Raw genomic sequence first — 23,180 nt, 5'->3', positions numbered from 1 at the left:
CGCTGACGAAAGTCGGCGACCAAGCCTTCCAGGATGCCGAGGCCACCACCGGCCCAGGCGTAGGCGACCTGGTCGGTGGTCGAGAGCAGGGAACGTGTGTTCATGTGAACTCCAGCCAGTGTCGGTAGGCGGGCACGCGCCCCCGGACCACGTCGTGGAAGACGTCACGCAGTTGCTTGGTGATCGGACCGCAACCACCTGCGGCGAGCGGGCGGTCATCAACCGACGCCACCGGGACGATCTCGGCCGCAGTGCCGGTGAGGAAAGCTTCATCGGCAACGTAGAGTTCGCTGCGGGTCAGGCTCTGCTCCTTCACTGTGAGCCCCAGATCCCGGGCGAGGGTGATCACAGTGTCCCTGGTGAGCCCGGGCAGAATATTGTCGCTGATCGGCGGCGTGATCAGTACGTCGTCGCGGACGGTGAAGATGTTCGCTGCGGACGCCTCGGCCACGTGACCGGTGGCGGTGAGCATCAGCGCGTCGTCGTAACCGGCGCGCAGCGCGCCCACCTTGGCCAGTGCCGAATTGACGTAGGCACCGGTCGCTTTGGCGAGCGGCGGAACGGCGTGGATGCCGTTGCGCTGCCAACTGCTGACCATCAGGCGACAGCCGTCCTGTTCCGCGGACTCACCGAGGTAAGAACCCCAGGGCCAGGCCGCGATCGCCACCCGGGTGCTGTCCAACGCCGGAGCGACGCCCATCGAGCCGTAACCGAGGTAGACGATCGGGCGCAGATAGCCGGAGTCCAGGCCGGTGCGGCGCAGCAACTCGAGGGAGGCCTCGGTGAGCTCGTCCACCGACCACCCCGGGTCCATCAGATACACCCGGGCCGAGTCGTGGAGCCGTCGTAGGTGATCGCGAAGCCGGAACACCGCGGGGCCGCTCTCCGTGTCATAGGCACGGATGCCCTCGTAGACACCCCATCCGTAGTGCAGGCTCGGTGTCAGCACGTGGACCTGGGCCTCGTCCCACGCGACGAACTCGCCGTCCATCCATACAGTGCTGGTCGGGGTCAGTTTCATCGTTCCACTTTCGGTTCGGTAGGGGCAGTGAGGTGTCGGGAGGTGACCGGCGCCGCGGGCGCACCGACCAGTTCGAGCCGGCGTTCGATGCTCTGTGACTGCAGCGCGAGGGTCTCGGACAAGATGTCGGAGCCCGCGCCGCGGAAGGAGAACCAGCCCCAGCGGGGGCGTAGTTGGCACCCGCGAGCATGTTTGGCCTCGTAGGCGGCCATCCCGTAATGGACGTGACGGAGGCCGTGCTCCACGGCCCACCTCGCCGTCTCGTGGTACGTCAGCGTGAGATAGCAACCGCGAGCATCGGCGGCGAACCCCGCGGTCCGCGCGAACAGCATGTCCCGGGTGCGTAGATACAGCACGAAACCCACCAGCCGATCCGCGCGTTCGGCGCGCAGCACTACACACGCGTCACCCAATTCCTCGCGAACGGAGTCGAAGTCGCGGCGAACCCGATCCTCGCCGCCGGGCAGTCCGTACTTGGCCCGGTGTGCGACCTGGAGGGCGATCACCTCGTCGTCGAGTGCCTCCGGCCCACACCGGACCGCTGTGCGCATGCCTGCCCGCTCGTAGTCCGCGACCTCCTTGCGGAGCCGAACACGCCGGCGTTTGCTCAGCCCCGCCACGTACTCCGCCCAGCTGTCACCGGCCAGGTCCTGCACGCCCTCAGCGCCCAGCAGTGCCGCCGTGTATCCGGCACGGGACGCGCAGTGGTCCACTGCCTCGGCTTCCGACTCGCCGACATACAGCAATGCCACACTGCGGCAGCCGAGTTCGTCGCCGGCCTGCTGCAGCAGCTCGGGCAGGACGGCCATGATGGCCTGCCGCTCGTCGCGCGTGCGGCCGGGAGTGTGCGCCACCCCGTGGTGGTTCCCGAACGTAGCGAGCGCGAGCGACGGATACTGGTCCTCGCGCGCGCCGGGCAGCGCGGCGCTGAGCTCCGCCCAGCGCTGCCGATCAGTCTCGTCGAGCAGCTCGGGTTCGGCCAGCGCACCCGGAGTTCCCACCAGCCTGGGCGGATCATAGAAGAGCAGGCCACCGGGCTGTGCGGTGAACAGCAGCGGAGCCAGGGCGACGGTCTGTCCGTCCTCCCGCACCTCGAGATAGCGAACCTCGTGGAGGTCGGTGCGTTCGACGAACCGGCACCACCGCGCGTCCTCCCAGATGATGTCCGGCTCGGCGATGCCCGCGAAATCCAGAGCGCTCGGGCGGGCACCGGAGGGAAGGAGGTGGGCGGTGAGGCCACCGGTGAGGGTGCTGCTGCCGGTCATGCTGCGTTCTCCGTTTCGTCGCGGTCCCAGCCGAATTCGGCGGCAACACGGTCGGCGGTGGTGACGAGCCGGCGCCCGAGAGCGGTGAAGTCCGAGTCGGTGACCACCCAGAAAGCGAGGAAGTCCGCCGACTTACGCTCGCTGTATCGGCTGGCGCTCCACAGGTCCCCGACATGGGTGTTCACCGTGAAGTCGTGGACACCGGGCGGTGCGTCGGGGATTCGCCGCACCCGGCCCTGCCGGGGTGGCACGCCGTAGAAGGCGGCGTGCGGTGCCGCTGCGACGTGCCGGCGTACCGCGTCCACGTCGACGGGCAGGCCGCATTCCACGCGCGCCCACAGGTGCCGTGGGTCGATTCCCAGAATGTGCCGCAACATGATCGGAATCGGTCCGCCACCGATTCGGGCAGCCACCTCGCACAGGACGATGTCGCCGCTGCCGGTGACGAAGAACTCGGCGTGCACACAGATCGTCGGAGGCGAGGCGAGTGCATCGACGAGTCGCCAGGTCTCCTTCACCAGGCGCGCATGGAGTGGGTCTGCGGTATCGACCGACCGCGAGCCGAACGGGGCGTCGGTCCAGTGTTCGAGGCAGCCCTGGCCGGTGTAGCGGGAGGCGACCGCCGCCACCGGTTGCCCGGCCACCCGGAATGCGTCTACATGGTGCACCGCGCCGTCGACGAACTCTTCGACCTCGTACGGCGTTGCCGCGAGGTCGTCGGCGAGGCCGTCCGCCTGTGTGGGCGAATCGAGGACGTACACGCCGGACGAACCGGATCCACTGCGCGGCTTGACCACCACACGTCCCGGGTGGTCCGCCATGAAGTCGGTGACGTCGGCCGGGGTGCACACCGACGCGAACGATGGCACGAGCAGTCCTGCCGCACAGGCTAGTTCCTTCATCAGGATTTTGTCGCGGTAGGCGGCCGCCGTGCCGGTGTCGAGTCCGGGCAGACCGAGGTCACCGCGCAACACCGCGGCCCGCTCGACGTCGACCTCGGCCAAGGCGAGCACGGCGGTCGGGCGGTGCCAGCGCGCAAGAGCGCGAGCGGCACGCAGCACCGCGGCGTCGTCGCTGTAGTCGGCGACCGGAATGACCTCGGCGAATCCCTCGGCCGGTTCCGCTCCCGCGGCGCAGACCGCCACCATCCGTCCACGCTCCTCGGGGAGCCACGCGGCGAACGGCAGCCCCGCAGCCCGTGGGCTGATCAGCACGAGAATCATCGGACCATCTCCTTCTCCGGGTCGGCAGCGACGTTCCCGGCCAGACCGGCCAGCACTTCCGCGGTTCGCGCTTCCAGCGGTATTCCCCGCTCCGACCGTTCTCGTTGGTGGGCGCGCTGAGGATCGCCGGGCGCCACCACGGGGGCGTCCGTGGCCGGCGTCGCCGCGCGGACGGTATCCAGAAGGTCGACCAGTCCGGCGGTGAAACTGGTCTGCCCGCTGAAGGCACCCGGGTCCAGCGCCAGGACGAAGTGACCGACGCCGCGACTGCGGCCCGGTGTTCCGTCGCCGACCTGCGCGAGCCGCCAATCCGGCGGCGATCCGGTCAGCACGGCCCCGAGGAGGGTGACCGCCATCGCGAGGCCCTGCCCCTTGTACCCGCCGAGCGGCGACAGTGCGTACGCCTCTTCGGGCACCTCGGTCGGACGGCCGCAGAGGTCGGTCGCCCAGCCGCTGTTCAGTGGGCGTCCCTCGGCCCGGCGCTGCTTCACCTCACCGAAGCACACCTGGCTGGTGGCCATGTCGAGCGCGAACTCGTCGTCTCCGACGCCGGCGGCCACGCTGATCGGGTCGGTACCGAACAGCGGCTCAACCCCGCCGAACGGCGCCACCCGCGAGGCGGCGGAGGTCACCGCGATGCCGACCAGCCCGTGCCGGGCCAGGTGCCGGGTGTACACCGACGCCGCACCGAAGTGGTTGGAATTGCGCACCCCCACCGCCGCGACACCGAATTCCCGGGCTCGCTCGGCGGCCAGCCGGGCGGCGGCCAATCCGGCGAGTACGCCCAGCGCGCCGTCCGCATCCAGCAGGAGGCCCGCCCCGCGGTCCGAGACCACGGTCGGCGTGGCCGTTGCCTTCGCGACACCGGTCGCGAGCTCGTCGAGATACTGCGGAAGCAGCCGCAGACCGTGAGTATCGATGCCGCGCAGGGAGGTATCGACCAGGGCGTCGGCGACCTGCTCGGCGTCACTCGCCGGGACACCGGCCTCGCGGAACGCCCGTGCGGCGAGGGCGCGCGCCTGCTGCTCGGGCCATCGAGCGGGGTTGATCATGAAGCACTCCAATACATGAAGACGTGGGGTCCGATGCCGGGGATGTCGTATTCGGGTCCGAGAACGCGGAAGCCGTGTGCGAGATAGAAGCCCGCGGCGGTGGTGCGCGCGTTGCACCACAGCGCGTCGGCGCCGGACAGCACCGTGTTGGTGCGCACGGTGCGGAGAAGCGCGCTGCCCGCGCCGGTGCCGCGGACCTCCTCGAGGGTGGCCATGCCGCGCAGGCGACGGCCGCGGCCCACGGCCAGTCCCGGCACGGTGTACTCGGGATCCTCGTCGTACAGCGAGGCCACCCCGACCACGCGCCCTGCGTCGAGGGCGGCGAAATGCCGGGCGCCGCTGGCCGAGTCCTCGGGATAGGCGCAGGTCGCCAGGGGTTGCCCGGGCCGCAGCACTCGGTGGCGGACCGGTCGTACCTCTTCGGCGCTCACCGGCCGAACGCGCCAGCCGTGGGCGGTGGGGTCGGGCAGGTAACCGGACCCGGGCCGATCCGGGAGACTGACGCGGCCGGAACCGTCGAGCGAGACCCCGAAGCCGGTGTTCACGGCCAGCAGGTCGACGGCGTCGACGTCGAGGTAGTCGGCCAGTCCGCCCAGGTGGGCGGTGGCCGACACCCCGGCCACCGACTCGGGCATGCAACCGAGCATGGTGAGCAGACCGTGCTCGCGGGCCCGGCGCAGCAACACGAGGGACGGGGTGATGCCCCCGGCTTTCATCGGTTTGACGTTGATTCCGTCGAACGCCTCGGCGCACGCGGCGAAATCCTGCATCGAGGTGATGCTCTCGTCGGCGATCACCGGGATCGGGCTGTGCTGCTTCAAGGTTCGCGTGTCCCACCACGCCGACCGCGGAAACGGCTGCTCGATCAACTGCACGCCGAGGTCCTGCAGGGCGGGCAGAACCGGGAGCAGTCGAGACAGCGTCCAGCCGCAGTTGCCGTCCACATAGAACGGCGCACTCGTGTGGCGGCGGAGTTCCTCGAGCACGGTGAGATCACCCGGATCAGCAAGCTTGACCTTGTACGCCGCCCATCCGGGCCGCTCGCACAGCTTGTGGACCATCATCTCGATCTCGTCGAGCCCGATGCTGAAGCTCGAGCGCAATTCCTGCGGAGAGTCCAGAGCGAGGGCCCGCCACAGCGGCACGCCGAGCAGCCGGGCCCGCAGGTCGTGCACCGCGGTATCGAGGGCGGCCAGGACGAACGGTGAATCGGGCAGCGCCGCGAACAGCCTGCGCCACACGGCGAACGGGTCGTCGGGGCCGAGGTCGGCCAGCAGCGGGGCGATCCGGCGCAGATCCGCGTGGAGCTGGTCCACCCCGGAGTTGTAGTGGGCGGTCATGAAAGCGGAAGCCTCACCGAATCCGGTGACACCGTCCTGTTCGACCTCGACCACGAGGGCCCGCTGAACCGGGATCGCTTCCCTGGCCGAACGCCACACGTGCCTCTGCGTCAGGCTGATTTCATGTGCAGTGACTCTCACGAGAGTCCCCCGAAGAATTCGCGGTCGCGCGGGCCGTACGGGCGTAGTTCGTCCCACCACTGCGCGTGCTCGTCGTATGCGGCGAAGAACGGCCTGCCGACCATCTCCGGGTTGCGGGCCTGCAGGTAACGCAGCGCGAACGCGCGTCCGCCGTCCAGCTCGACGACGCCGTCGATCACGACCTTTCCGGGTGATGCCGACATCACCGGTCCACGTGCGGTCCGGCCGAGACCGGAGACTTGTTGCAACGCCTCTCGATAGATGTCGTAGGCCCTCGCCAGCGGCAGACCGTAGTACGGCCGGGCGCCGGTGTCCCGTTCGACGAACATGTAGTAGGGCACCACGTTGTGACGCACCTGCGCCTGCCACAGATCTGCCCACGCACGCGGGTCGTCGTTGACGTGACGCACCACCGGGGCCTGGGCGCGCAGCACCGCTCCCGTGGACGCCAGCCGAGCGAGCGCCGCCTTGGCCGCATCGGTTTGCAACTCCGCGACGTGGGACAGGTGCAGCATCACCGCGACGTGCTTACCCGCTGCGGTCAGCCGCTCGAGTAACCGCAGCACGCTGTCCGCTTCGGGTCCGGCCAACAGGCGGTAGGGCCAGAACGACACGGCCTTCGTTCCGATCCGGACCGTGTCGACGTGTGCGCGTTCGGGTTCGAGAAGGGGCTCGAGGTAGGACGCCAGCAGATCGGTCCGCATGACCAGCGGGTCGCCGCCGGTCAACAGGACGTCGGTGATCATCGGATGCCGATCGAGGTACCGGGTCATCGCCTCCGGCCCGGACACGGCCATCCTGAGGTCGGGCTGGTCGACGAATTGGGCCCAGCGGAAGCAGTAGCCGCAGTAGCTGTGACAGGTCTGTCCCTGGCGGGGAAACACCAGCAGTGTCTCGGCATATTTGTGTTGCATCCCCGAGCCGTCGATGTCGTCGTGCTGGGGAACGTTCATGCTCATCTGGTCGCCGGGGTGCGGGTTGAGGGAGCCGCGAACCGTGTCGGCCGCCTTGCGGATTCCGGCCCGGTCGCCCTGCACCACCGCCTGCTCGATCACCGCGAAGTGTTCGGGTTCGAGCATGTCGCGGTGCGGAAAGGTCAGGCGGTAGATCGGGTCGTCGGGTGCACGATCCCAGTCGATCAGTTCGTCCACCACGTAGCTGCTGACCTTGAACGGCAGTACCTGGGACACCACGTGTGCCTCGTGTGCGAGGACCGGGTCGCCGGTGCGTTCGACGACGAGCTTGCGTAGCCGGTCGCCGCTGATCGACCGGGGGTTGAGGGCCGTGTAGGTATCGAGGGCGAGTGTCATGTGTTGGTCACCGCCAGACCCCAGTCGAAGTCGACTTCCCCGAGGACATCCATGTCCGACATCAGCGAGTGGAGGCCGCTGTAGTCGCGCACGAGCCGCGCCCCGGAACTCTCGGAGCGAACGTCGGCGACCATCCGTTCCCAGCCGGGGACCCGCTCGATCCGCAAGATCGCCTCCCAGGTGGAGTAGTCGGTGGCCACGAACGCCTCCAGCCCTGCCACGAGCATGTCGAGGAAGAAGCGGCGCTTCTCGGCGTCCAGCACGTCATACACGAGCTTCGCCATCTCGTCGGAGATCGACGCATGGCAGTACTCGTCCCGGTTGTGCAGTTGCGCGGTAGTGGAATTGACCACCTGAATGTCCCGATCACCGGCAAGAAGATCGAGGTACGCGTTGATCGAAATCTCGGAGACGGTGGCAAACGCCAAGGTGGTGAGGCTGCGCTTCCAGCGCTCCGCGGCCTCGTCCCGCAAACGACTGTGCATGCGGGAGGTATGCGACTCGGGAAGCGCGCAGTCGGGGAACAGGTGCCCCCGTTTGCGTCTCGTCAGCGCGCTCGCATTGATGTGCATCAGGGAGTGGTACTGCTCGTCGACCATGGCCTGGGCGAGCGCGATCTCCAAATCCGGGCCACCGAGTCCGGGAAATTCACCGTCCATTACCAGCGCAAATGCCGGGTTGGCGACACGTTGCTCGGCCAGCACCGTATGCCGGTTGTAGGCGATCCACGCCCAGCTCAGCAGCCGCGACCGCATCGCATCGGGCATCGCCTGCCACGTCGGGTGGGCGCGGAACGGCACGAGTTTCTCCGGATAGTCCGCCCGGCCGGCAACGAACAGCTCGTCGAGGTCGGGCTCGTCGCGCTTCACCGTCGACCGCCGGTGCCAGTTCCCCGCGAGGCGGCGGATAATGGCGTTCTCGGTTTCGTCGGCGGGGTCGAACGCCGGCAGTCCCGGAAAGTGCACCAGCCCATCGGCATCGGAGCGTTGCAGTTGAAGGTCGTCGATGGTCATGCGCGGCTCCGGTCGCCGGCCCAGAAACGAGTGAGGTGACGGGTGCGGTCGGCGTACTCCGACCGGGCGTGCAGCATGCGCTGGTTGTCCCAGATGAGCAGCGCGTTCTCCGGGATCAGCACACGCGTGCGCAGCGTTTGGAACAGGTCGCTGACGCGGTGCGCCAACCGGCGGCCGGCCTGACCGAGCGGCAGCAGGGAGTCGTCGATGTCGGCGTCGCGGTGGGGGTCATAGTCGGCGGCGGTGAGCAGGTTGTAGCTGAACCGCAGAACGGTGCGCCCGGTGGCGTCCGATCCCAGCATGGTGGTGCGCACACCGCCGTCAGGGCCGGGAAAGACGAGTTCGGCGTCGGTCATCAGCGCGAGCTCGGCCGGTTCGAGGGCCTCGACCAATCGCCGTACGTCGAGGAGGTCGGTGTGCCCTCCCCCGCAGCGCGCCTGGCGGTGACAGAACAACGCGAGATAGGCGGGACTCGGATTCCATCCGGGAGCCTCGGTGTGCGCCAGAATCGTGTTCGCGCTCTGCGAGTACGCCCGGTGATCGTTTCCCGGCCGGTAGGTCACGTCATGCGTGAGATGACCGTTGTACTGCGGTACCAAATTCCCAAGGGAGCCAACCACTTCGGCGGCGGCGACTCGATCGGCCACGTCGCGGACGAGGACGTAGCCGTCCTCCTCCAGCGTCCTTCCGTCGAGGCGGTCCGCTCCTGCTTCTGAGCTTTCCGCCACGGAAACGACACGGCAATAGGGCGACATCTGTTCCTCCATTTCGAAACCCGACCGGGATGTGAAATCCGTGATGCCGACCGTCGGAGATCGGGATCGTTCGGAATCGGTTTCGTCAAGGATGCGGTCGCCTCGCCGCGGACACCACCCACCCTAGGGGAGCCGAAATGCCACCCGGTGACAGTTCACGACACCGTCACTCGACTGCCGAGGCCGGTCCGGAAGTCGGTCGCCCGGCGTAGCGTCACCTCCACGATCTCGGACGGAGGAGTGCTCATGTCAGGTGACGTGTCGTTTTTCGAGTTGGGTGTGGCCGACGCCGAACAGGGCCGAAAGTTCTATTCGGCCCTGTTCGGCTGGCAGTTCGAACCCGGTCCAGGCGGGTCCGGATACGCGATCAACACGCCCAATGTTCCGGGCGGCATCCACGGCGGCGACCCGGGCGCGGGCCCGTACGTGTTCTTCCGGGTAGCTGACCTCGACGCCGCGAAACAGAAGGTCCTGGCGCTCGGAGGGACGGTCGATGCGGTCGACCTCGGAGAAGAGCCCGAGTCGGTGGCACGGTTCGGACGATTCACGCTCTGCCACGACGACCAGGGATCCGCGTTCGGCCTACACCAACCTCCAGCCGGCGCATGACGTCGCCGCCCCGGCCTGGACACTGCCGGGGCGCGTCGGGCCGAGCCGAGGTTACGGTTCGTTCGGGGAGTCGCCGCCGCCCTCGTCACCGTTGTAGGTGGCGGGCTGCGGGATGCCGTCGTCGGGGCCGTCGCACCAGTTGTCGTATTGGTTGTACGGGTCGGCACCCCAGGCCGGAACGTTGTTCTCGTAGGGTTCTGCCCAGTCGTCGCAACCGGCGGGACCGTACTGCGGAACTCCGGGGGGCAATGGCTGCACCACATCCGGTGCTCGCACCGGGACCACAGCCGAGTCGAGAGCGTCGCCCCACGCAACGCCGGTGGTTCCCACACCGAGCGCAGCCGCACACACCGCGACCGCGGCCAATCTGATGCCGACCTTCATGATGCCTCCATAGGTAGGTGACTCTGCCCATGGGCGATACCCAAAGAATCGACAAACAATCCTTTACGGCGAAAATTCCCTCGGAATTCCTGTCAGGGCCTGCTGCGCATGAACATCTCGGTGACCATCGTGAGCATCGGCTGGCCGTCCCCGTTGACGATTTCGGCGGCGGCAGTCACCAGGCCGCGCCCGCGGTCGTCCAGCACGACATTGTCGATCAGCATGGAACCGGTGAGGACCTCCCCCGGTCGGACCGGGCGGAGGAAGTTGACGTTCCGGAGGCATTTGCCGGCGATGACGCTCCAGTCGTTAAAGAGACTGGTCACGGTCAGCCGCTGGCAGATGGCGATCGTATGCACACCGCTGGCGATCAACCCGCCGAAATATCCGCCCTCTGCAGATTCGCGATCGATGTGAAAAGACTGCGGATCCCATTGGCCGGCGAATTCCACCAGCTCCTGCTCGGTCACCGTGTACGAGCCCAGCTCGAACCTGTCACCCGCCGCGAGGTCGTCTGCGTAGACGACGCCGTTTCTGCTGCCCACTTCATACCGTCCGATCACTCCCACAAACCCCCGCCGAGCACAGGGGCCGCAGTCGAGGATAGGACCGGGCGAACGCGGCGGTGACGGTGCCCTTCCACCGGCGGTCGGGGCCGGCCGTCAGCTCTCGTCGTACCGCGGCCACCCCGGATACGGAGCAAGCGTCGGGTAGGGGGTGTCGTGTGGGAGGTTCGCCTTCTGCGGTCGCACATCCCTCCCATCCGGCATCCGCGAGTCGCACTCGGCATAAGCGTTCTGATCGCGCGCGCCCTTCACATGCTCGGCAAGTGTCCAACCATCGAACACGTTGATGGTGGGCGCGCGTTCCGGTCCGTAGGACCTCACCGACGTCGCTGACGTGTCATTCGGTGCGATCAGTTCCACGGTCTCCGCATTCACATACTTCGACCCGATGTTGTAGAACTTCTCGTCCTGACCCACTTCCATCACCGAGTAGTCGCCCGTGCAGATCGTGGCGAACCAACCACGTTCGGTCTTCATCATCCACATCAGGTGTTGGAACTGGGTGCCGACGTACCGCCGCTCGGTCGGGTCGACGGGGTGGTCGAAGTCGGCTCGCTTGCGCTGGGGAACCGCCTCGGCGAATCCGGGATACGCGGCCGAGAGAGAATTGCTGTTGATCGAGAGGTAATAGGACTCCACATACGCGCGAACAACCGTCGCCTGCCGGCTGTGCAGATCGATGCCGGGATCAGCCGACCACCGATAATTGAAGCCCACATTGTCGGGAACCGAGTACCTCGAGACCGTCTCGACCGCTGGTGGCTCGGGCTCCGACCCACTCGATCCGCACCCTGCTGCCAGCACGGATGCCGTGACCGCTACGGCGATCAAACGTCTCTTCACTGGCCGTACGTCGCATTCTGAACGTATTCACGCCCTGCGTTCAGTTGGTCTATGAACTCACCCAATCCCGTGTATCCCGACTCGACGATGTAACTGGAAAGGTTCGCACCGAGAACCGGGAGATTCGAATCGGGGCGGTCACCCGCGATCTCGTTGTATGACAGCAAGGGGCCGTTCTCCCCGTCGCGGAATCTGTCCAGACCCTCGTAGGGATCAAGCACTCCACCATTCGCCGACTGAATCCCCAGGGCAATTTGGTAGTACTGCTTCGCGAGGTGCGACTCATCGGAGAATTGAGTGTTCTGCTGCGCAGTATTATCGGGCACCGCGCCCATCACCGCGCTTTTGAATGCCGGATCCGCAAGATCGATCCCACTCGATATCAGGGGGCCGGCACCAGGAATGAACTCGACGCTTTTACTCACAACTGTTCTGATGGTGTCGTAGGCAACGCCTTTGTTCTCGAACCCGGACGAAGTACTTGACGCTTCGTCCCCAGATCGGTCGGCGAACTCGAGGTCGAATCCTTTATCTACGACGCCCTGAATGCTTCCTGCCCACCATCCGTATTGATCGTGCGAGATATGAGGAGCAGGTGAATCCAACGCCCACGCTTGCTCGAGCTGAGCCGACATTCCGAACGCCTGCGCGTTGAAGTAGCTTGCCGCATCGACGTTGGAGTCGATCACCGAAAAGAGGCGGGGCGCGTTCTCGAGCCCGAATTCTCCACCGGTCGAGCTAGTGAAACCCGAAGTGCCTGCGAAGTCGCCGGGTACCCCCACCATATTGCCGATGTAGGGTGCGAGCGTTGCGCCCAACGCCTGCGTGATGTCGGGGTTCACCTCACCGATTGCCTGCCCCTTCATCCCCGGTATGTCGAGTAGCTCGGCGTCTTTCGCGGCGAGGATCTGTGCGAGTCCGAATGCCGATTCGCCGGCCTGTCGCGACCGGAAGATTTCGCCGGGATCGGACGGATCTGAGGGCCTTGCGTCGTCGGCGATCCAGTCGAACATTCCGGCCACCTTCTGTTCGCCGCCGTCAACCCAATTACGTTGCAGCAGAGGCATGATGATGTCGTCGCGGTTGTAGTCGGCCGGCATGCCTTCGCCGGACAGGATGTTGTGGACGGCGACATGATCGCGACCACCGACGCCGACCATGTCCTGTAGGAGGGTGTCGACGCTGTCGCGACCCAGCGTGTTGTGGTCGAACGAGTCCCCGATCAAGAGACTCTTGTCGTTGGTGGCCGAGGCGATCTCGCCGGCACGGGAGAGGAGGCTCTCGCTCAGCTCACTGCCCTGCTGGACGCCCGGGTCCGCGAGACCGAAGGCTTTGGTGAAGCGTGCCAGGTCGTCGCCGTTGTTGACGACCACAGACGGTTGTGGGGCGTCGTGCGCGCCCTTCGTGAGGTTGCCGGTCGACGTCACTGGGCCCACGAACAGCCCTCGAAGGCTTTCCGGGATGTGGCTCCGACCACCGACGTCTCCGCCGGCACTGCCGACGTTGTAGTTCGACACCACGGCGAGACCGTTGGACAGGGCGCTGGCGGCCTCGGTGCGTCCGTTCTCGCTGTACTGCTCGGACAGGGCGAGGAAGCCGTCCTTGCCGGCCGCCGTATAGAACTGCTGCAGGAAGTCGATCGTTCCCTGTGGAAGATCGGTGACCTTGCCGCCGTCGGCCAGCGTCTTCACTTGTTCGGGAGTGAGCCCTGCGGCCGCGATCTCCCGGGCAACACGGTCACGGACGTCCTGCGGAATGTCGGAACCGGCTCGCGCAACCTGCTCGCCCAGCGCGGTGCCCTCGTGCCCCGACAGGCCCGCGGACGCCGGGGCACTCGCCGCCACGGCGCCGAGCGCGTCCCGGATCGCCGTCGCCATGTCCCGATCGGCGGTGTCGAGGTCCGTCAGCGCTCCACTGAGTTGGCTGCGCCAGTACTCCATCAAGTCGGCATGTTCGGCGGCCGCGGCCTCGCTCATCGTCGTCGGCAGGCTGACGATCTGCCAGTCGTCGGAGACGGTGAATCCGTCGGTTGCCGCCTTGTCGATCACGGTGGCGACATAGTCCCGCGCATGGCTGAGGCGATCGGCCCCACCGACGAGTGCGTTCGACAGATCCTCCAGATCGTCGGCGAGCCTTCGGATTTCCGTGCGTTCACTGTTCGCTCGCTGCTCGGCAGCCGCCTGCGCCGGACCGCGCCAGTCGTCGTTCCGGCCCAGATCCGCGACAGCACGCTGGACGTCGTCCGCCCGGGTTCGCGTGTCTTCGGCGGTCCGTCCGATTTCCTCGCCCGCCAGTGTGAGATCCCGCGGATTCCAGACATGCAGTTGCGACCTACGCGGAATCACATCTCCCCCATCGCCGACAACTGCGACGCGAACGACGTGTCGGTGACCTCGTAATTCTCGGCCCCGTCACCCGCGATGAACGCCATTTCGTCGATGCGACTGGCCGCGACTCCCAGCGCGGACGCGAGGATGTCGCCGGCGTCACGGCACGCCGCCGCTATGTCGGACCCCTCGACGGCCCGAACCGCATGCTCGAAGCTACGGCGGCCACCCAACGCCTCGACCTCGCGCGCAATGATGTCGAGCGCAGTGGACATCGCGCGCAGCATGTCGGGGTCGACCTTGACAACCGCAACGTCCGGTCCGCCGAGTATCGGCGGCAACCCCCGGACTGTGTCCAGCGGAAGCTGCGTCGCACCGGTCCCGTCCAGCGACGCAATGACACTGTCCGGCCACGACATATCGCCCTCTGACAACGAATTCTCCCCCTGATATCCGCATCGAGGCCCACCCCCGGACCCGGGTCACCGACATGCTCGGCGACCGTGCAAAGAATAGCGGACGTCCTCACACGAATGTGTGACCGCGGTTCCGCATCCGGAGTTCCGCAACTGACTAGGACGTCCACGCGTACCGGAAAAGTTGCGCGACCTCGTCGACCGGTTTCGCCCGGTATTCGGCGTGCTCGTAACCCCTGACCGCCACGAGCGCTTCCATGACCAGCGGCCCGAACAGGTCGCGCGCGAGCGCCGACGACTCGAATGCTCCGAGCATGTCGGACGACGGGGTCTGGAGAAGATCGACGGCGTGGGTGCCGGACAAGTCAGCGGGGTCGACCGACACCTCGTCCGGGAGCGTAAGCTCGCCGGTGATGCCGTCGTGGGCGGCACCGAGAATGGCGGCGCTACTCAGATACGGGTTCGCGGACGGGTCGATAGGTTTGATTTCCAGGTTCGCGCCGTGCGGATTCCCGGCAGTGTCCGCGCAGAGGCGGACGGCTGCCTCGCGGTTCTCCAGGCCCCAGCAGCGGAACATCCCTGACCACATGCCTGGGCGCAAGCGCAGGTGCGACAGCACCGATCCGGCGAGAACGGCCGTGAACTCGGGTAGCGCCCGCAGAATCCCGGCGACCGCGGCGCCACCGGCGGGAGTCAGCCCGTGCGGGCCCGGCCCTCCCGACAGGATCGGCACGCCGCGTTCGGTGAGCGACACGTGCTGATGGGCACCGTTACCCGCCCCACCTGCGACGGGCACGGGTGAGAATGACGCCCGGAGTCCCTGAACGCGAGCGACCCGGCTGATCAGGGCGCGGGCCAGCACCGCATTGTCGGCCGCCTCGACGGGATCCGCGGGGGCGAGCGACACCTCGAATTGATCCAGCCCAGCCTCGGCGTGGACCTGTTCGACCGGCAGCTCCGCGCTCGACGCCGCCGCCAGCAGCCGTTCGAAGAATTCTTCCTGCGCGAGAACGGCATTGAGGCCGTACGCGGACCATTCTTCGGTGCTCGCCGCGTCGAAGAGCGTGAACTCGATCTCGTGGCCGGTTCGTGCGCTCAGACCGGACTCCGCCAGCCGCGTCGTCACCCGCCGCAGCGCGCCCCGGGTGCACGCCTCCGACGGTGTTCCGTCCTGCTCGCACAGATCCGCCGGAGCCCAGTACGTGCCGTTGCCGAGGTCCCGGACCTCGTCGGGGTCGATGCGGAGCCGAAGATCGCCGGTCACGGAGAAGGAGGGCGTGAACGCGAGATGGTCGTCGACGCAAAACACACTCCAGCTCGATGACGCCCCCGCCCCCGCTTCGGCGAAGGCCGACAACCGTGAACGCGGAAACACTTTGGCCCGCGAGACACCCGCCATATCGACGATCGATCCCACGACGCGGTCCGAGGGTGCGGTATTCCCGCCTCCGGTGCCCATCAGGCACTCGTCGTGGCGGCCGTGCGGGACAGGAAACCGAGGACGCACTGTATCGCTTCACGTTGGGCCCGCGCCTGCCCGATGCCGCCCCCACCGAGGGCGATGCCACCGGTCCACTGGGCATCCGACGGAAACATTCCCCACCGAACCAGGTGGCCGGCGCCGGGAAAGCATCGGTGCTCGTCGTGTCGCTCCGCGCGCCGCGCCAGAAGGGCGGTGGCCATGTCGACCGATGGCCAGAGCTCGTCGTCCTCACCGGTCAGGCACAGGAGCGGCGCTGCGACACGCTCGGAGTGCAATGTCGAATTCGCTGGTGCGGCGGCGAAACCGGCACGATAGGCGGTGCCGAGCCGAAGCAGGCTGGGCCGCCCCGCGGCGATGTCGCGGTGGGCGTGCCACGCGTTCCGGATGAGCTGCGGCATCAGGGTCCCGCCTGGGAGCGGCGCCCAGGGAACTGCCCGGCCGCGACGCGTCCACGACGGCGTATCGGGGATTTCCCCTTCGGGTCCGATGGCCTGCCACGACACCGAACTCGGGCTCGTCAGTACGAGACCATTCACGTCGATCAATCCGTCGCAGGCGGCGGCGAGCAGTCCTTCCGCACCCCGGGACGTACCGACGGCGATTACGCGATCGCGGTCCACCTGTGCGAGTGTCCGCAGGAACGTGACCGCAGTCGCGAACCGTTCGAGCGGGATGTCGACCAATGTCGGCTCCGTGCCCGACTCGTCGACCCACGAATACGCCAGCGCGGCCCAGCCGTGTGATGCGAGCATCTCCAGGTTGGAGCGCTGCGAGTCGACGCCACCCTCGGAGCCACCGAAACACACGACTCCCGGCCACCCCGCGGCGGGCGCGTCGCCGGCGGGTAAGGCGAGGAGCGCGGGGCGGCCGTCGACCTCCCGTTCGGTGACCGTGACGCCCGGGGCGGCAGCGCGGCGAATCACGGTCCGTCGCACCCTTCCCCGCGCAGACGTGACGTCGACCGTGACGTTCCATGGACCGGCCGGGGGCACGAACAGGTCGGGTACGCGATCGTCCGACACGGACCGCATCGCCCACAGCGGAGCGTCGCTGTCTGCCACATCCCAGTCGCCGCGCACCGGTGCCCGCGAGGCGACGTCGACGGTTCCGTCGGCAGGGACCACGAACATTGCCTCCGAACGCCACCGCGAGCCGAAGAGATCCGTTCCTGTGGTCCGGACAGTGAGCGCGGCACCCGGCTCCGCGCCGCGGACGGCGACCGCGAAGGGTTGATCGTGGCGGGAATCCTCGACGACGTCGAGGACCAGGCTCCCTTCCGCCCGGTCCTCGGGCGGCGACGGTTGCGATACCACCGTCGGCTCCATCGAGGACTGCTTCGCGAGAAGATGCGACGTCTTGTCGAACCACCCGGGAAACATCGCCGAGACCAACCCGGCCACACCCATCAGCGTGTAGGGCAGAACCCAGTAGCAGACGATCGACAGGGTGTCCCCGTCATCGCGCATGGTTGCGTCACCATCGACGATCGGCGGTATCAGCGACACCAGCGTCATCGCACCGAATGCGGCCACCCACATCCAGGTCATCGCCGTGGTGACGTACCGGAAGCCGCCGCCTGCGGCGGTCGCGGCGTCGACGCTTCCCACCGCATATTCGCGAACGAACGGCCGTCCCACCAGTACGCCGACCGCGGCGATCGCGAACAGCCCGAAGTTGCTCAGCGGCTGCAACCATCGCGCCAGAACGGCGTCGTCGACGAGGAGGGCGGCAATGAGCAGCAGCGCGAAAACGGCAACGGTGCCCACTTCGAGAGTGCGCCACGGTTGACGGCGCGCCCGTTGCAGCACCTGCCCGGCCAGTGCGATACCGAACGCGACAGCGACTGCAGTGACGAACCCCGTGTTGCCCACGAGAATCCAGTAGACGATCCACGGCGCAAATCCGATGACGAATCCCATTGCACTGCCCCACTGCCCGGCATCCCGGGCTACGACGGCCGACTGGCACTCATTGTCGGGCCTGCGACGTGTTCGGGGACTCGATTTCAGGAAGCGAGGAGTTGATGCGCCCGCAGGCCGACATAAAGTTCGGCGGCGTCGATGGGATCCGAGAAGTTCCGCCCGGTGAGGCTGTGGATCCTGCGCAACCGGTACAGCACAGTGTTGCGGTGGTAGTGCAGCTGCGCGGCGGCCGCAGTGGTGGAGCCGTGGCAGGCGAACCACGCGTCGAGTGTGGAGAGCAGACTGTCCTGCTCCTCCGGCGGCAGCGCCAGCACCGGTCCGAGAATCTGGCCCGCCGCAAGCTTGCTCGCTTCCGGCGCACTGACCAGCAGCAGCGAGACGGGCACGGACTCGTATCGCGTGACCGTGCTACCACCAAGTCCCGCGCACCGGCGGGCGACACGGGCCTGCTCGACGGCGGCGCTCGTCCCCGCAGGCCGGGTGAATGTGGAGCTGACTCCGACCCGGGCATCGGCGCGGCCGAGAAATGCGAGCGCTGCCTCGACGAAGTCGGCGGTGGATGCCCACAACAACCCGATTCGGCCGTCGACCTCGGTGTCCCACACGGACTCGACTCCCACGCCGCGCAGCTCGGCCTCCAGCAGATCCGCCGAAGACGGTGACGCCGCCGATTCGACCGACACGACCACAAAGGTGCTGTGCTCGGGGATGCGGAACGTGCGCAACGCATCGGCAGCTCCCGCCGGATTCGCCGAGTGCTCCCCGAAAAGCGTCCTCACGAGCCGGCCGCGCGACTCGGCGTCCTCCCGGGCACGGAGGTCAGCGGTCTCGCGGTAGGACTCCGCGGCACTGTCGGAGTACACATCCACCAGCGCCCACACCTGCGCAGCCATCTCGAGCAGCGCGTTGGTGGCCCGGCCCTCCGAGCGGTCCATCAGCTCATCCCAGATCAGTCGGCCACCGAGTCGGAACGCGTGGAGCAGGGCGGCGAGCGGCACACCCTGTTCGGCCTTCAGCTGGCCGGCTGCCCGCGCCGCCTCCAGACGGATCGGCGCGATGCCGGCGAGGTTGCCGAGCATCGCCGTCAGGTTGTCGAGGCAGGCCCCGTACAGCTGCTCGGGGGTGAGCAGAGTCGCCTCGATGTAGCCGTGCTCGGCAGACAGGATTCTTTCGGTGAGGGTCTGGGACAGCTCGTTCACCGATTCGAGCATGTCACCTAGTAAATCAGTGGGCGACGGCGCGATGTCCGGACTGGCAACCATTCGGCAAGACTATCGACCGGCCGTCCGTACCGCCACACCCTTGTTGTGCGACGGCATAGGGACAAAGTGGACATTTGACAGCCGCCGCCTATGGCGCAGCAGCCGGGGATGCGACGAGAATCACAGTCCTACGCCCACAGCCGTTCAGCGTCTGTGGCGATGTTCTCCATGTAATCGACCCGAGCGGAGATGTCCACAGTGAGCACTTCAAACCCCGAGGCCACTCCCCCACCCTCCGGCGCGGCCGAGCACGCGGCCGTCGACGCAGCCCTCGCCGACCTGGCCGAAGGCGAGAAGAACTGGGCTGACCTGTCCCTGTCCGAACGCCGGAAGCTTCTCGACAAAGTCCACGACCTCACCGTGCAGCACGCCGCGGACTGGGTGGACGCTGCAGTCGGGATCAAGGGCCTCGACCCGAAGTCGCCGCTGGTCGGTGAGGAATGGATGTCCGGCCCGTATTCCGTCGCGACCGCCACCGCCGCACTGTCCGCAAGCCTGGCAAAACTCGAGGCGGGCGGCAGTCCCCTCGACGGCGCCACCTTCGGCACGGCGCCCGGCAACCGCACCACCGTCAAGGTTCTTCCCCTCAACATTTTCGACAAACTACTCCTCAGTGGTTTCAGCGCCGAGGTGTGGCTGCAGCCGGGGATCGATCGTGCAACGGCACAGCGGGACGCCGGGTTGGCTCAGCGAGACCCTTCCCACACCCGGGGCATCGGTGTGGTGCTCGGCGCGGGCAACATCACCTCGATCGCCCCGCTGGACACGCTCTACGAACTGATCGCCCACAACCGCGTCGTCGCGCTCAAGCTCAACCCGATCACCGACCCGTTGCTGCCGGTCCTCACACGGGTGCTCGAGCCACTCATCTCCGTGGGCGCCGTCCGCCTCCTCACCGGTGGCGCCGACGTCGGGACCTATCTGGTGCACCATCAGCAGATCGATCACGTCCACATGACGGGTAGCGCACTCACCCATGATGCGATCGTCTTCGGCACAGGCGAGGAAGGCGCGGGGCGCAAGGCCGCGAACGAGCCGATCCTCGAAAAGGAGATCTCGAGCGAACTCGGTGGCGTATCCCCCACCATCGTGCTGCCCGGTGAATGGAGCCACGCCGACATCAAGTTCCAGGCCGAGCACATCGCCACCCAGCGGCTACACAACGGTGGCTACAACTGTGTCGCGGCACAAGCGGTCGTGGTGTCCTCGGAGTGGAAGCAGCGTAACGAGTTCCTCGCCGCTCTGCGCGACGCCCTCGACCGAGCACCGGACCGCTCCGCCTACTACCCGGGCAGCGACAACCGTGTGGCCGGAGCGGTTGCGTCGTTCCCCAAGGCCGAGCGTCTGGGCAAGAACGGTAGGCGCGTGCTGGTGACGAACCTCGATCCCGGCGAGTACGAGCCACTGCTGCAGACGGAGTACTTCGCTCCGGTCCTCGGCGTGATCGACCTTCCGTACCAGGGAAACGAGTTCGCGAGGCGGGCGGCACAATTCGTGAACGACGACTTCGTCGGCACGCTCGGGGTGAACATCGTCGCGACACCGCAGACCATTCGCTCGATGGGTTCGGCGTTCGACTCCTTCGTGGAGAGTCTGCGATACGGGACCATCGCCATCAACGCCTGGACCGGCGTGGGATACCTCACCGCCACCGCCACCTGGGGCGCCTTCCCAGGCCACACGGTGAACGACGTCCAGAGCGGAATCGGTGTGGTCCACAACGCGCTGTTGATCGACCACCCCGAACGCACCGTGGTGCGAGGACCGTTCCGCCCGTCACCGCGATCGGTGATGAAGCGGGAGCTGTCCATTTCACCCAAACCGCCATGGTTCGTGAACAATCGCACCGCCGCCACCACGGGGCGCCTACTGACCGCCTTCGCCGGAGCACCGTCATGGAAGCGGCTCCCGGCCATCTTCGCGTCCGCGCTGCGTGGCTGACGCACCGCTGTCTCGACTGGAGAGGAACGAATGAAACAGACACCGTCGGTGGCGGACTACGTCGTGGTGGGGTCGGGCTCGGCGGGTGCCGCACTGGCCGAACGCCTCAGCGCCGACTCCCGAAACACAGTGGTGGTTCTCGAGGCCGGCCCCGAGGACAAGAACAAATTTGCGCACATTCCCGCCGCCTTCTCGAAGTTGTTCCGCAGCGAGGTGGACTGGGACTACCTCACCGAGCCGCAAGAAACCCTCGGTGGCCGCAAAATCTATTGGCCGCGAGGCAAGATGCTCGGCGGATCCTCGTCGATGAACGCGATGATGTGGGTGCGCGGGTTCGCCGCCGACTACGACGAGTGGGCGGAACTCGCCGACGAGTCATGGTCGTACCGGGAGGTGCTCAAACATTTTCGGCGCATCGAGAAAGTGGAAGGCGCCACCGAAGCCGACTGCGGCATCGAAGGCCCGATCAACGTGTGCCATCAGCGGAGCCCACGCGCACTGACAGGAGCGTTCCTCGACGCGGTTCGGGAAACCGGATATCCCGTCGAGCGTGCGAATACCGCACAGCCCGAGGGTTTCTCCCAGACGATGGTCACCCAGAAGCGGGGTGCGCGATGGAGCACCGCCGACGCCTACCTCCGGCCCGCGATGAAACGCAAAAATCTCACCGTGGTGACCGAGGCACTGGCCACCCGCGTGTTGTTCGACGGAACCGCCGCGGTCGGGGTCGAATACGAGAAGGGCGGTGCACGCCACACCGTCCGGGCGGCGAAAGAGGTGATACTCGCCGGTGGGGCGATCAACACGCCGCAGCTGCTGATGCTGTCCGGTGTCGGTGACGAGCAGCAGCTGCGCGAGCACGGCATCCCTGTGCAGCACCACCTTCCCGAGGTCGGGAAGAACCTGGCGGATCACCTCGTCTCGTTCCTCGGTTACAGCGTGGACTCCGACTCGTTGTACGCGGCGGAGAAGATCCCCGAGCTGATCAACTACCTCACGCGCCGACGCGGCATGCTCACCTCCAATGTCGCGGAGGCATACGGGTTCGTGAGGAGCCGGGACGACTTGCCACTACCCGACCTCGAGATGATCTACGGCCCCGCACCGTTCTTCGACGAGGGGCTGATCCCGGCCACCGGCCACGCCGCCGTCATCGGCACCATTCTGGTGAAACCGGAAAGTCGCGGCACCATCACCCTGCGGTCTGCGGATCCTGCGGCGAATCCGATCATCGATCCCCGCTACCTCAGCGACCCCGAGGGCGCGGACCGGCGAGCCATGCTCGAAGGACTGCGCCTGTGCGATGCCCTCGCCTCGGCTCCGACGCTGAAGTCGAAGCTGGGCACACTGATTCGGCCCTCGGTCGAGCCGGATACTCCGCTCGAGGAAATACTGGAACGCGCACTCGCCGAGAACGCGCACACGCTATACCACCCGGTGGGCACCTGCCGGATGGGCAAGGACCCCGCCAGCGTCGTCACCCCGGACCTACGGGTGCGGGGAGTCGAGCGCCTGCGCATCGCCGATGCGTCGATCATGCCCACGATTATCCGGGGCCACACACACGCACCCGCCGTGCTCATCGGGGAACGTGCCGCCGACCTCATAGGGCGCTAGCGCCCCGTGCGCCTTTCTGGTAGTTGCCGCTACCAGAAAGGCGCACGGGCGGCGGAGCCGCCTAGTACCGGCGGGCCGAATGGAACGGCATCGAATCGAGCGGTGCCTGCTTCACCGGCTGGCCGGAGCTGGGGGCGTGGACCACCATGCCGTTTCCGGCGAACATCCCGACATGCGACGCCCCGTAGAACAGGACCAGATCGCCAGGCTGAAGATTTCCCTTGGCGACAGGCGTCCCACCGTTCACCTGGTCGTAGGTGGTACGCGGGATCGAGACACCCGCCTGCTTGTATGCCCACTGCATCAATCCGGAGCAATCGAAAGCGTTCGGTCCGGTGGCGCCCCACACGTACGGTGAGCCGATCTTCGACTGGGCGGCTGTCAGCGCCTGCGCACCACGGGTGGAGGGCATGGCGGGGGCCGATGGCAGGTCGGGTAGCAGGTTCGATGGTGGAGCGGGGTTCGGTGCCGGCGCCTGCGGCGCGGGCGGCAGCGGCGGTACACCTGGAACGTCGAACGTCCCAATACCTGGGATGGTGATCGGCTCCGCTGCAGCAGGGGCAGCAGGGAGCGTGAATGCTCCCAGCCCCACCGCGGTGGCAACCAGAACGCCACCGGTCGAAATCTGCAGACGATTGCCCCGACGCAATCTATGCTTGGCCATTGAGCTGAGTCCTTCATTTTTTCGAT

At 67.0% G+C, this 23,180-nt stretch carries 20 protein-coding genes; 3 read left to right on the top strand and 17 right to left on the bottom strand.

The features are described 5' to 3' along the window. Window positions 1-100 precede the first annotated feature (100 nt). The 8 genes from GFS60_RS10020 to GFS60_RS09985 are packed head-to-tail and all read right to left on the bottom strand — an operon-like array spanning window position 101 to window position 9,120. Complete coding sequence (locus GFS60_RS10020; RefSeq protein ID WP_159920882.1) at window positions 101-1,021, bottom strand: branched-chain amino acid transaminase; 921 nt, start codon at window positions 1,019-1,021, stop codon at window positions 101-103. Further along, window positions 1,018-2,286 carry a GNAT family N-acetyltransferase gene (locus GFS60_RS10015; protein WP_159920880.1) on the bottom strand — a complete coding sequence of 423 codons (1,269 nt, stop codon included), beginning with the start codon at window positions 2,284-2,286 and terminating at the stop codon, window positions 1,018-1,020. The genes GFS60_RS10020 and GFS60_RS10015 overlap by 4 nt, the downstream gene beginning before the upstream one ends. Beyond that, a complete protein-coding gene (locus GFS60_RS10010) occupies window positions 2,283-3,509 on the bottom strand; it encodes an ATP-grasp domain-containing protein (RefSeq protein WP_159920878.1) in 1,227 nt (408 codons plus the stop codon). The genes GFS60_RS10015 and GFS60_RS10010 overlap by 4 nt, the downstream gene beginning before the upstream one ends. Further along, entirely contained in the window at window positions 3,506-4,561 is a 1,056-nt protein-coding gene (locus GFS60_RS10005; RefSeq protein ID WP_159920876.1) for an Ldh family oxidoreductase, read from the bottom strand. The genes GFS60_RS10010 and GFS60_RS10005 overlap by 4 nt, the downstream gene beginning before the upstream one ends. Then, window positions 4,558-6,042 (bottom strand): GNAT family N-acetyltransferase, encoded by a 1,485-nt coding sequence (locus GFS60_RS10000; RefSeq protein WP_159920874.1) that lies wholly within the window; start codon window positions 6,040-6,042, stop codon window positions 4,558-4,560. Before GFS60_RS10000 ends, GFS60_RS10005 begins: the two co-directional genes overlap by 4 nt. Further along, the gene (locus GFS60_RS09995) at window positions 6,039-7,352 is read right to left on the bottom strand and encodes a KamA family radical SAM protein (protein WP_159920872.1); all 1,314 of its coding nucleotides are present in this window, start codon (window positions 7,350-7,352) and stop codon (window positions 6,039-6,041) included. Before GFS60_RS09995 ends, GFS60_RS10000 begins: the two co-directional genes overlap by 4 nt. Further along, entirely contained in the window at window positions 7,349-8,365 is a 1,017-nt protein-coding gene (locus GFS60_RS09990; RefSeq protein WP_159920870.1) for an AurF N-oxygenase family protein, read from the bottom strand. The genes GFS60_RS09995 and GFS60_RS09990 overlap by 4 nt, the downstream gene beginning before the upstream one ends. Next, complete coding sequence (locus GFS60_RS09985; RefSeq protein ID WP_159920868.1) at window positions 8,362-9,120, bottom strand: TauD/TfdA family dioxygenase; 759 nt, start codon at window positions 9,118-9,120, stop codon at window positions 8,362-8,364. Before GFS60_RS09985 ends, GFS60_RS09990 begins: the two co-directional genes overlap by 4 nt. Before the next feature lie 246 nt (window positions 9,121-9,366). Here GFS60_RS09985 and GFS60_RS09980 point away from each other — a divergent pair, with 246 nt between their 5' ends. Next, window positions 9,367-9,729, top strand: a complete 363-nt coding sequence (locus tag GFS60_RS09980) for a VOC family protein (RefSeq protein ID WP_159920866.1) — start codon at window positions 9,367-9,369, stop codon at window positions 9,727-9,729. 51 nt (window positions 9,730-9,780) lie between these two features. Here GFS60_RS09980 and GFS60_RS09975 read toward each other — a convergent pair whose 3' ends face one another. The 8 genes from GFS60_RS09975 to GFS60_RS09940 all read right to left on the bottom strand — a co-directional run bounded on the left by GFS60_RS09975 (window position 9,781) and on the right by GFS60_RS09940 (window position 18,932). After that, complete coding sequence (locus GFS60_RS09975; RefSeq protein WP_159920864.1) at window positions 9,781-10,113, bottom strand: hypothetical protein; 333 nt, start codon at window positions 10,111-10,113, stop codon at window positions 9,781-9,783. 92 nt (window positions 10,114-10,205) lie between these two features. Continuing rightward, window positions 10,206-10,676: a MaoC/PaaZ C-terminal domain-containing protein gene (locus GFS60_RS09970; protein WP_159920862.1), complete on the bottom strand. Its 471-nt coding sequence runs from the start codon at window positions 10,674-10,676 to the stop codon at window positions 10,206-10,208. Between the two features lie 99 nt (window positions 10,677-10,775). After that, complete coding sequence (locus tag GFS60_RS09965; protein WP_236603424.1) at window positions 10,776-11,522, bottom strand: hypothetical protein; 747 nt, start codon at window positions 11,520-11,522, stop codon at window positions 10,776-10,778. Next, a complete protein-coding gene (locus tag GFS60_RS09960) occupies window positions 11,519-13,867 on the bottom strand; it encodes a WXG100 family type VII secretion target (protein ID WP_159920860.1) in 2,349 nt (782 codons plus the stop codon). Before GFS60_RS09960 ends, GFS60_RS09965 begins: the two co-directional genes overlap by 4 nt. Beyond that, on the bottom strand, window positions 13,864-14,268 hold the full coding sequence (locus tag GFS60_RS09955; RefSeq protein ID WP_159927026.1) for a hypothetical protein: 405 nt from the start codon (window positions 14,266-14,268) through the stop codon (window positions 13,864-13,866). The genes GFS60_RS09960 and GFS60_RS09955 overlap by 4 nt, the downstream gene beginning before the upstream one ends. Before the next feature lie 154 nt (window positions 14,269-14,422). Continuing rightward, window positions 14,423-15,724 (bottom strand): glutamine synthetase family protein, encoded by a 1,302-nt coding sequence (locus tag GFS60_RS09950; protein WP_159920858.1) that lies wholly within the window; start codon window positions 15,722-15,724, stop codon window positions 14,423-14,425. Further along, window positions 15,724-17,667, bottom strand: a complete 1,944-nt coding sequence (locus tag GFS60_RS09945; protein WP_159920856.1) for an acyl-CoA thioesterase/bile acid-CoA:amino acid N-acyltransferase family protein — start codon at window positions 17,665-17,667, stop codon at window positions 15,724-15,726. The genes GFS60_RS09950 and GFS60_RS09945 overlap by 1 nt, the downstream gene beginning before the upstream one ends. Before the next feature lie 86 nt (window positions 17,668-17,753). After that, the gene (locus GFS60_RS09940) at window positions 17,754-18,932 is read right to left on the bottom strand and encodes a PucR family transcriptional regulator (RefSeq protein ID WP_159920854.1); all 1,179 of its coding nucleotides are present in this window, start codon (window positions 18,930-18,932) and stop codon (window positions 17,754-17,756) included. Between the two features lie 198 nt (window positions 18,933-19,130). Here GFS60_RS09940 and GFS60_RS09935 point away from each other — a divergent pair, with 198 nt between their 5' ends. Both GFS60_RS09935 and GFS60_RS09930 read left to right on the top strand, forming a co-directional pair. Further along, window positions 19,131-20,873, top strand: a complete 1,743-nt coding sequence (locus GFS60_RS09935) for an aldehyde dehydrogenase family protein (RefSeq protein ID WP_159920852.1) — start codon at window positions 19,131-19,133, stop codon at window positions 20,871-20,873. 30 nt (window positions 20,874-20,903) lie between these two features. Further along, entirely contained in the window at window positions 20,904-22,490 is a 1,587-nt protein-coding gene (locus GFS60_RS09930) for a GMC family oxidoreductase (RefSeq protein WP_159920850.1), read from the top strand. A 61-nt stretch (window positions 22,491-22,551) separates the two neighbouring features. Here the strand turns inward: GFS60_RS09930 and GFS60_RS09925 are convergent, their stop codons facing one another. Continuing rightward, window positions 22,552-23,154 (bottom strand): C40 family peptidase, encoded by a 603-nt coding sequence (locus tag GFS60_RS09925; RefSeq protein ID WP_159920848.1) that lies wholly within the window; start codon window positions 23,152-23,154, stop codon window positions 22,552-22,554. Window positions 23,155-23,180: the final 26 nt, after the last annotated feature.

This window comes from Rhodococcus sp. WAY2, assembly GCF_009859915.1.
In the GTDB taxonomy this organism is placed as follows: domain Bacteria; phylum Actinomycetota; class Actinomycetes; order Mycobacteriales; family Mycobacteriaceae; genus Rhodococcus_F; species Rhodococcus_F oxybenzonivorans.
This window is presented reverse-complemented; position numbering and strand designations above follow the sequence as displayed.

What these genes read in the sequence shown, in the direction of transcription:
- GFS60_RS09930 (WP_159920850.1), top strand. Translation starts at nt 20,904, where the DNA reads ATGAAACAGACACCGTCGGTGGCGGACTACGTCGTGGTGGGGTCGGGC.
- GFS60_RS09945 (WP_159920856.1), bottom strand. Translation starts at nt 17,667, where the DNA reads ATGGGATTCGTCATCGGATTTGCGCCGTGGATCGTCTACTGGATTCTC.
- GFS60_RS10010 (WP_159920878.1), bottom strand. Translation starts at nt 3,509, where the DNA reads ATGATTCTCGTGCTGATCAGCCCACGGGCTGCGGGGCTGCCGTTCGCC.
- GFS60_RS09950 (WP_159920858.1), bottom strand. Translation starts at nt 15,724, where the DNA reads ATGGGCACCGGAGGCGGGAATACCGCACCCTCGGACCGCGTCGTGGGA.
- GFS60_RS10015 (WP_159920880.1), bottom strand. Translation starts at nt 2,286, where the DNA reads ATGACCGGCAGCAGCACCCTCACCGGTGGCCTCACCGCCCACCTCCTT.
- GFS60_RS09980 (WP_159920866.1), top strand. Translation starts at nt 9,367, where the DNA reads ATGTCAGGTGACGTGTCGTTTTTCGAGTTGGGTGTGGCCGACGCCGAA.
- GFS60_RS09925 (WP_159920848.1), bottom strand. Translation starts at nt 23,154, where the DNA reads ATGGCCAAGCATAGATTGCGTCGGGGCAATCGTCTGCAGATTTCGACC.
- GFS60_RS09990 (WP_159920870.1), bottom strand. Translation starts at nt 8,365, where the DNA reads ATGACCATCGACGACCTTCAACTGCAACGCTCCGATGCCGATGGGCTG.
- GFS60_RS09985 (WP_159920868.1), bottom strand. Translation starts at nt 9,120, where the DNA reads ATGTCGCCCTATTGCCGTGTCGTTTCCGTGGCGGAAAGCTCAGAAGCA.
- GFS60_RS09955 (WP_159927026.1), bottom strand. Translation starts at nt 14,268, where the DNA reads ATGTCGTGGCCGGACAGTGTCATTGCGTCGCTGGACGGGACCGGTGCG.
- GFS60_RS09940 (WP_159920854.1), bottom strand. Translation starts at nt 18,932, where the DNA reads ATGGTTGCCAGTCCGGACATCGCGCCGTCGCCCACTGATTTACTAGGT.
- GFS60_RS10005 (WP_159920876.1), bottom strand. Translation starts at nt 4,561, where the DNA reads ATGATCAACCCCGCTCGATGGCCCGAGCAGCAGGCGCGCGCCCTCGCC.
- GFS60_RS09975 (WP_159920864.1), bottom strand. Translation starts at nt 10,113, where the DNA reads ATGAAGGTCGGCATCAGATTGGCCGCGGTCGCGGTGTGTGCGGCTGCG.
- GFS60_RS10020 (WP_159920882.1), bottom strand. Translation starts at nt 1,021, where the DNA reads ATGAAACTGACCCCGACCAGCACTGTATGGATGGACGGCGAGTTCGTC.
- GFS60_RS09995 (WP_159920872.1), bottom strand. Translation starts at nt 7,352, where the DNA reads ATGACACTCGCCCTCGATACCTACACGGCCCTCAACCCCCGGTCGATC.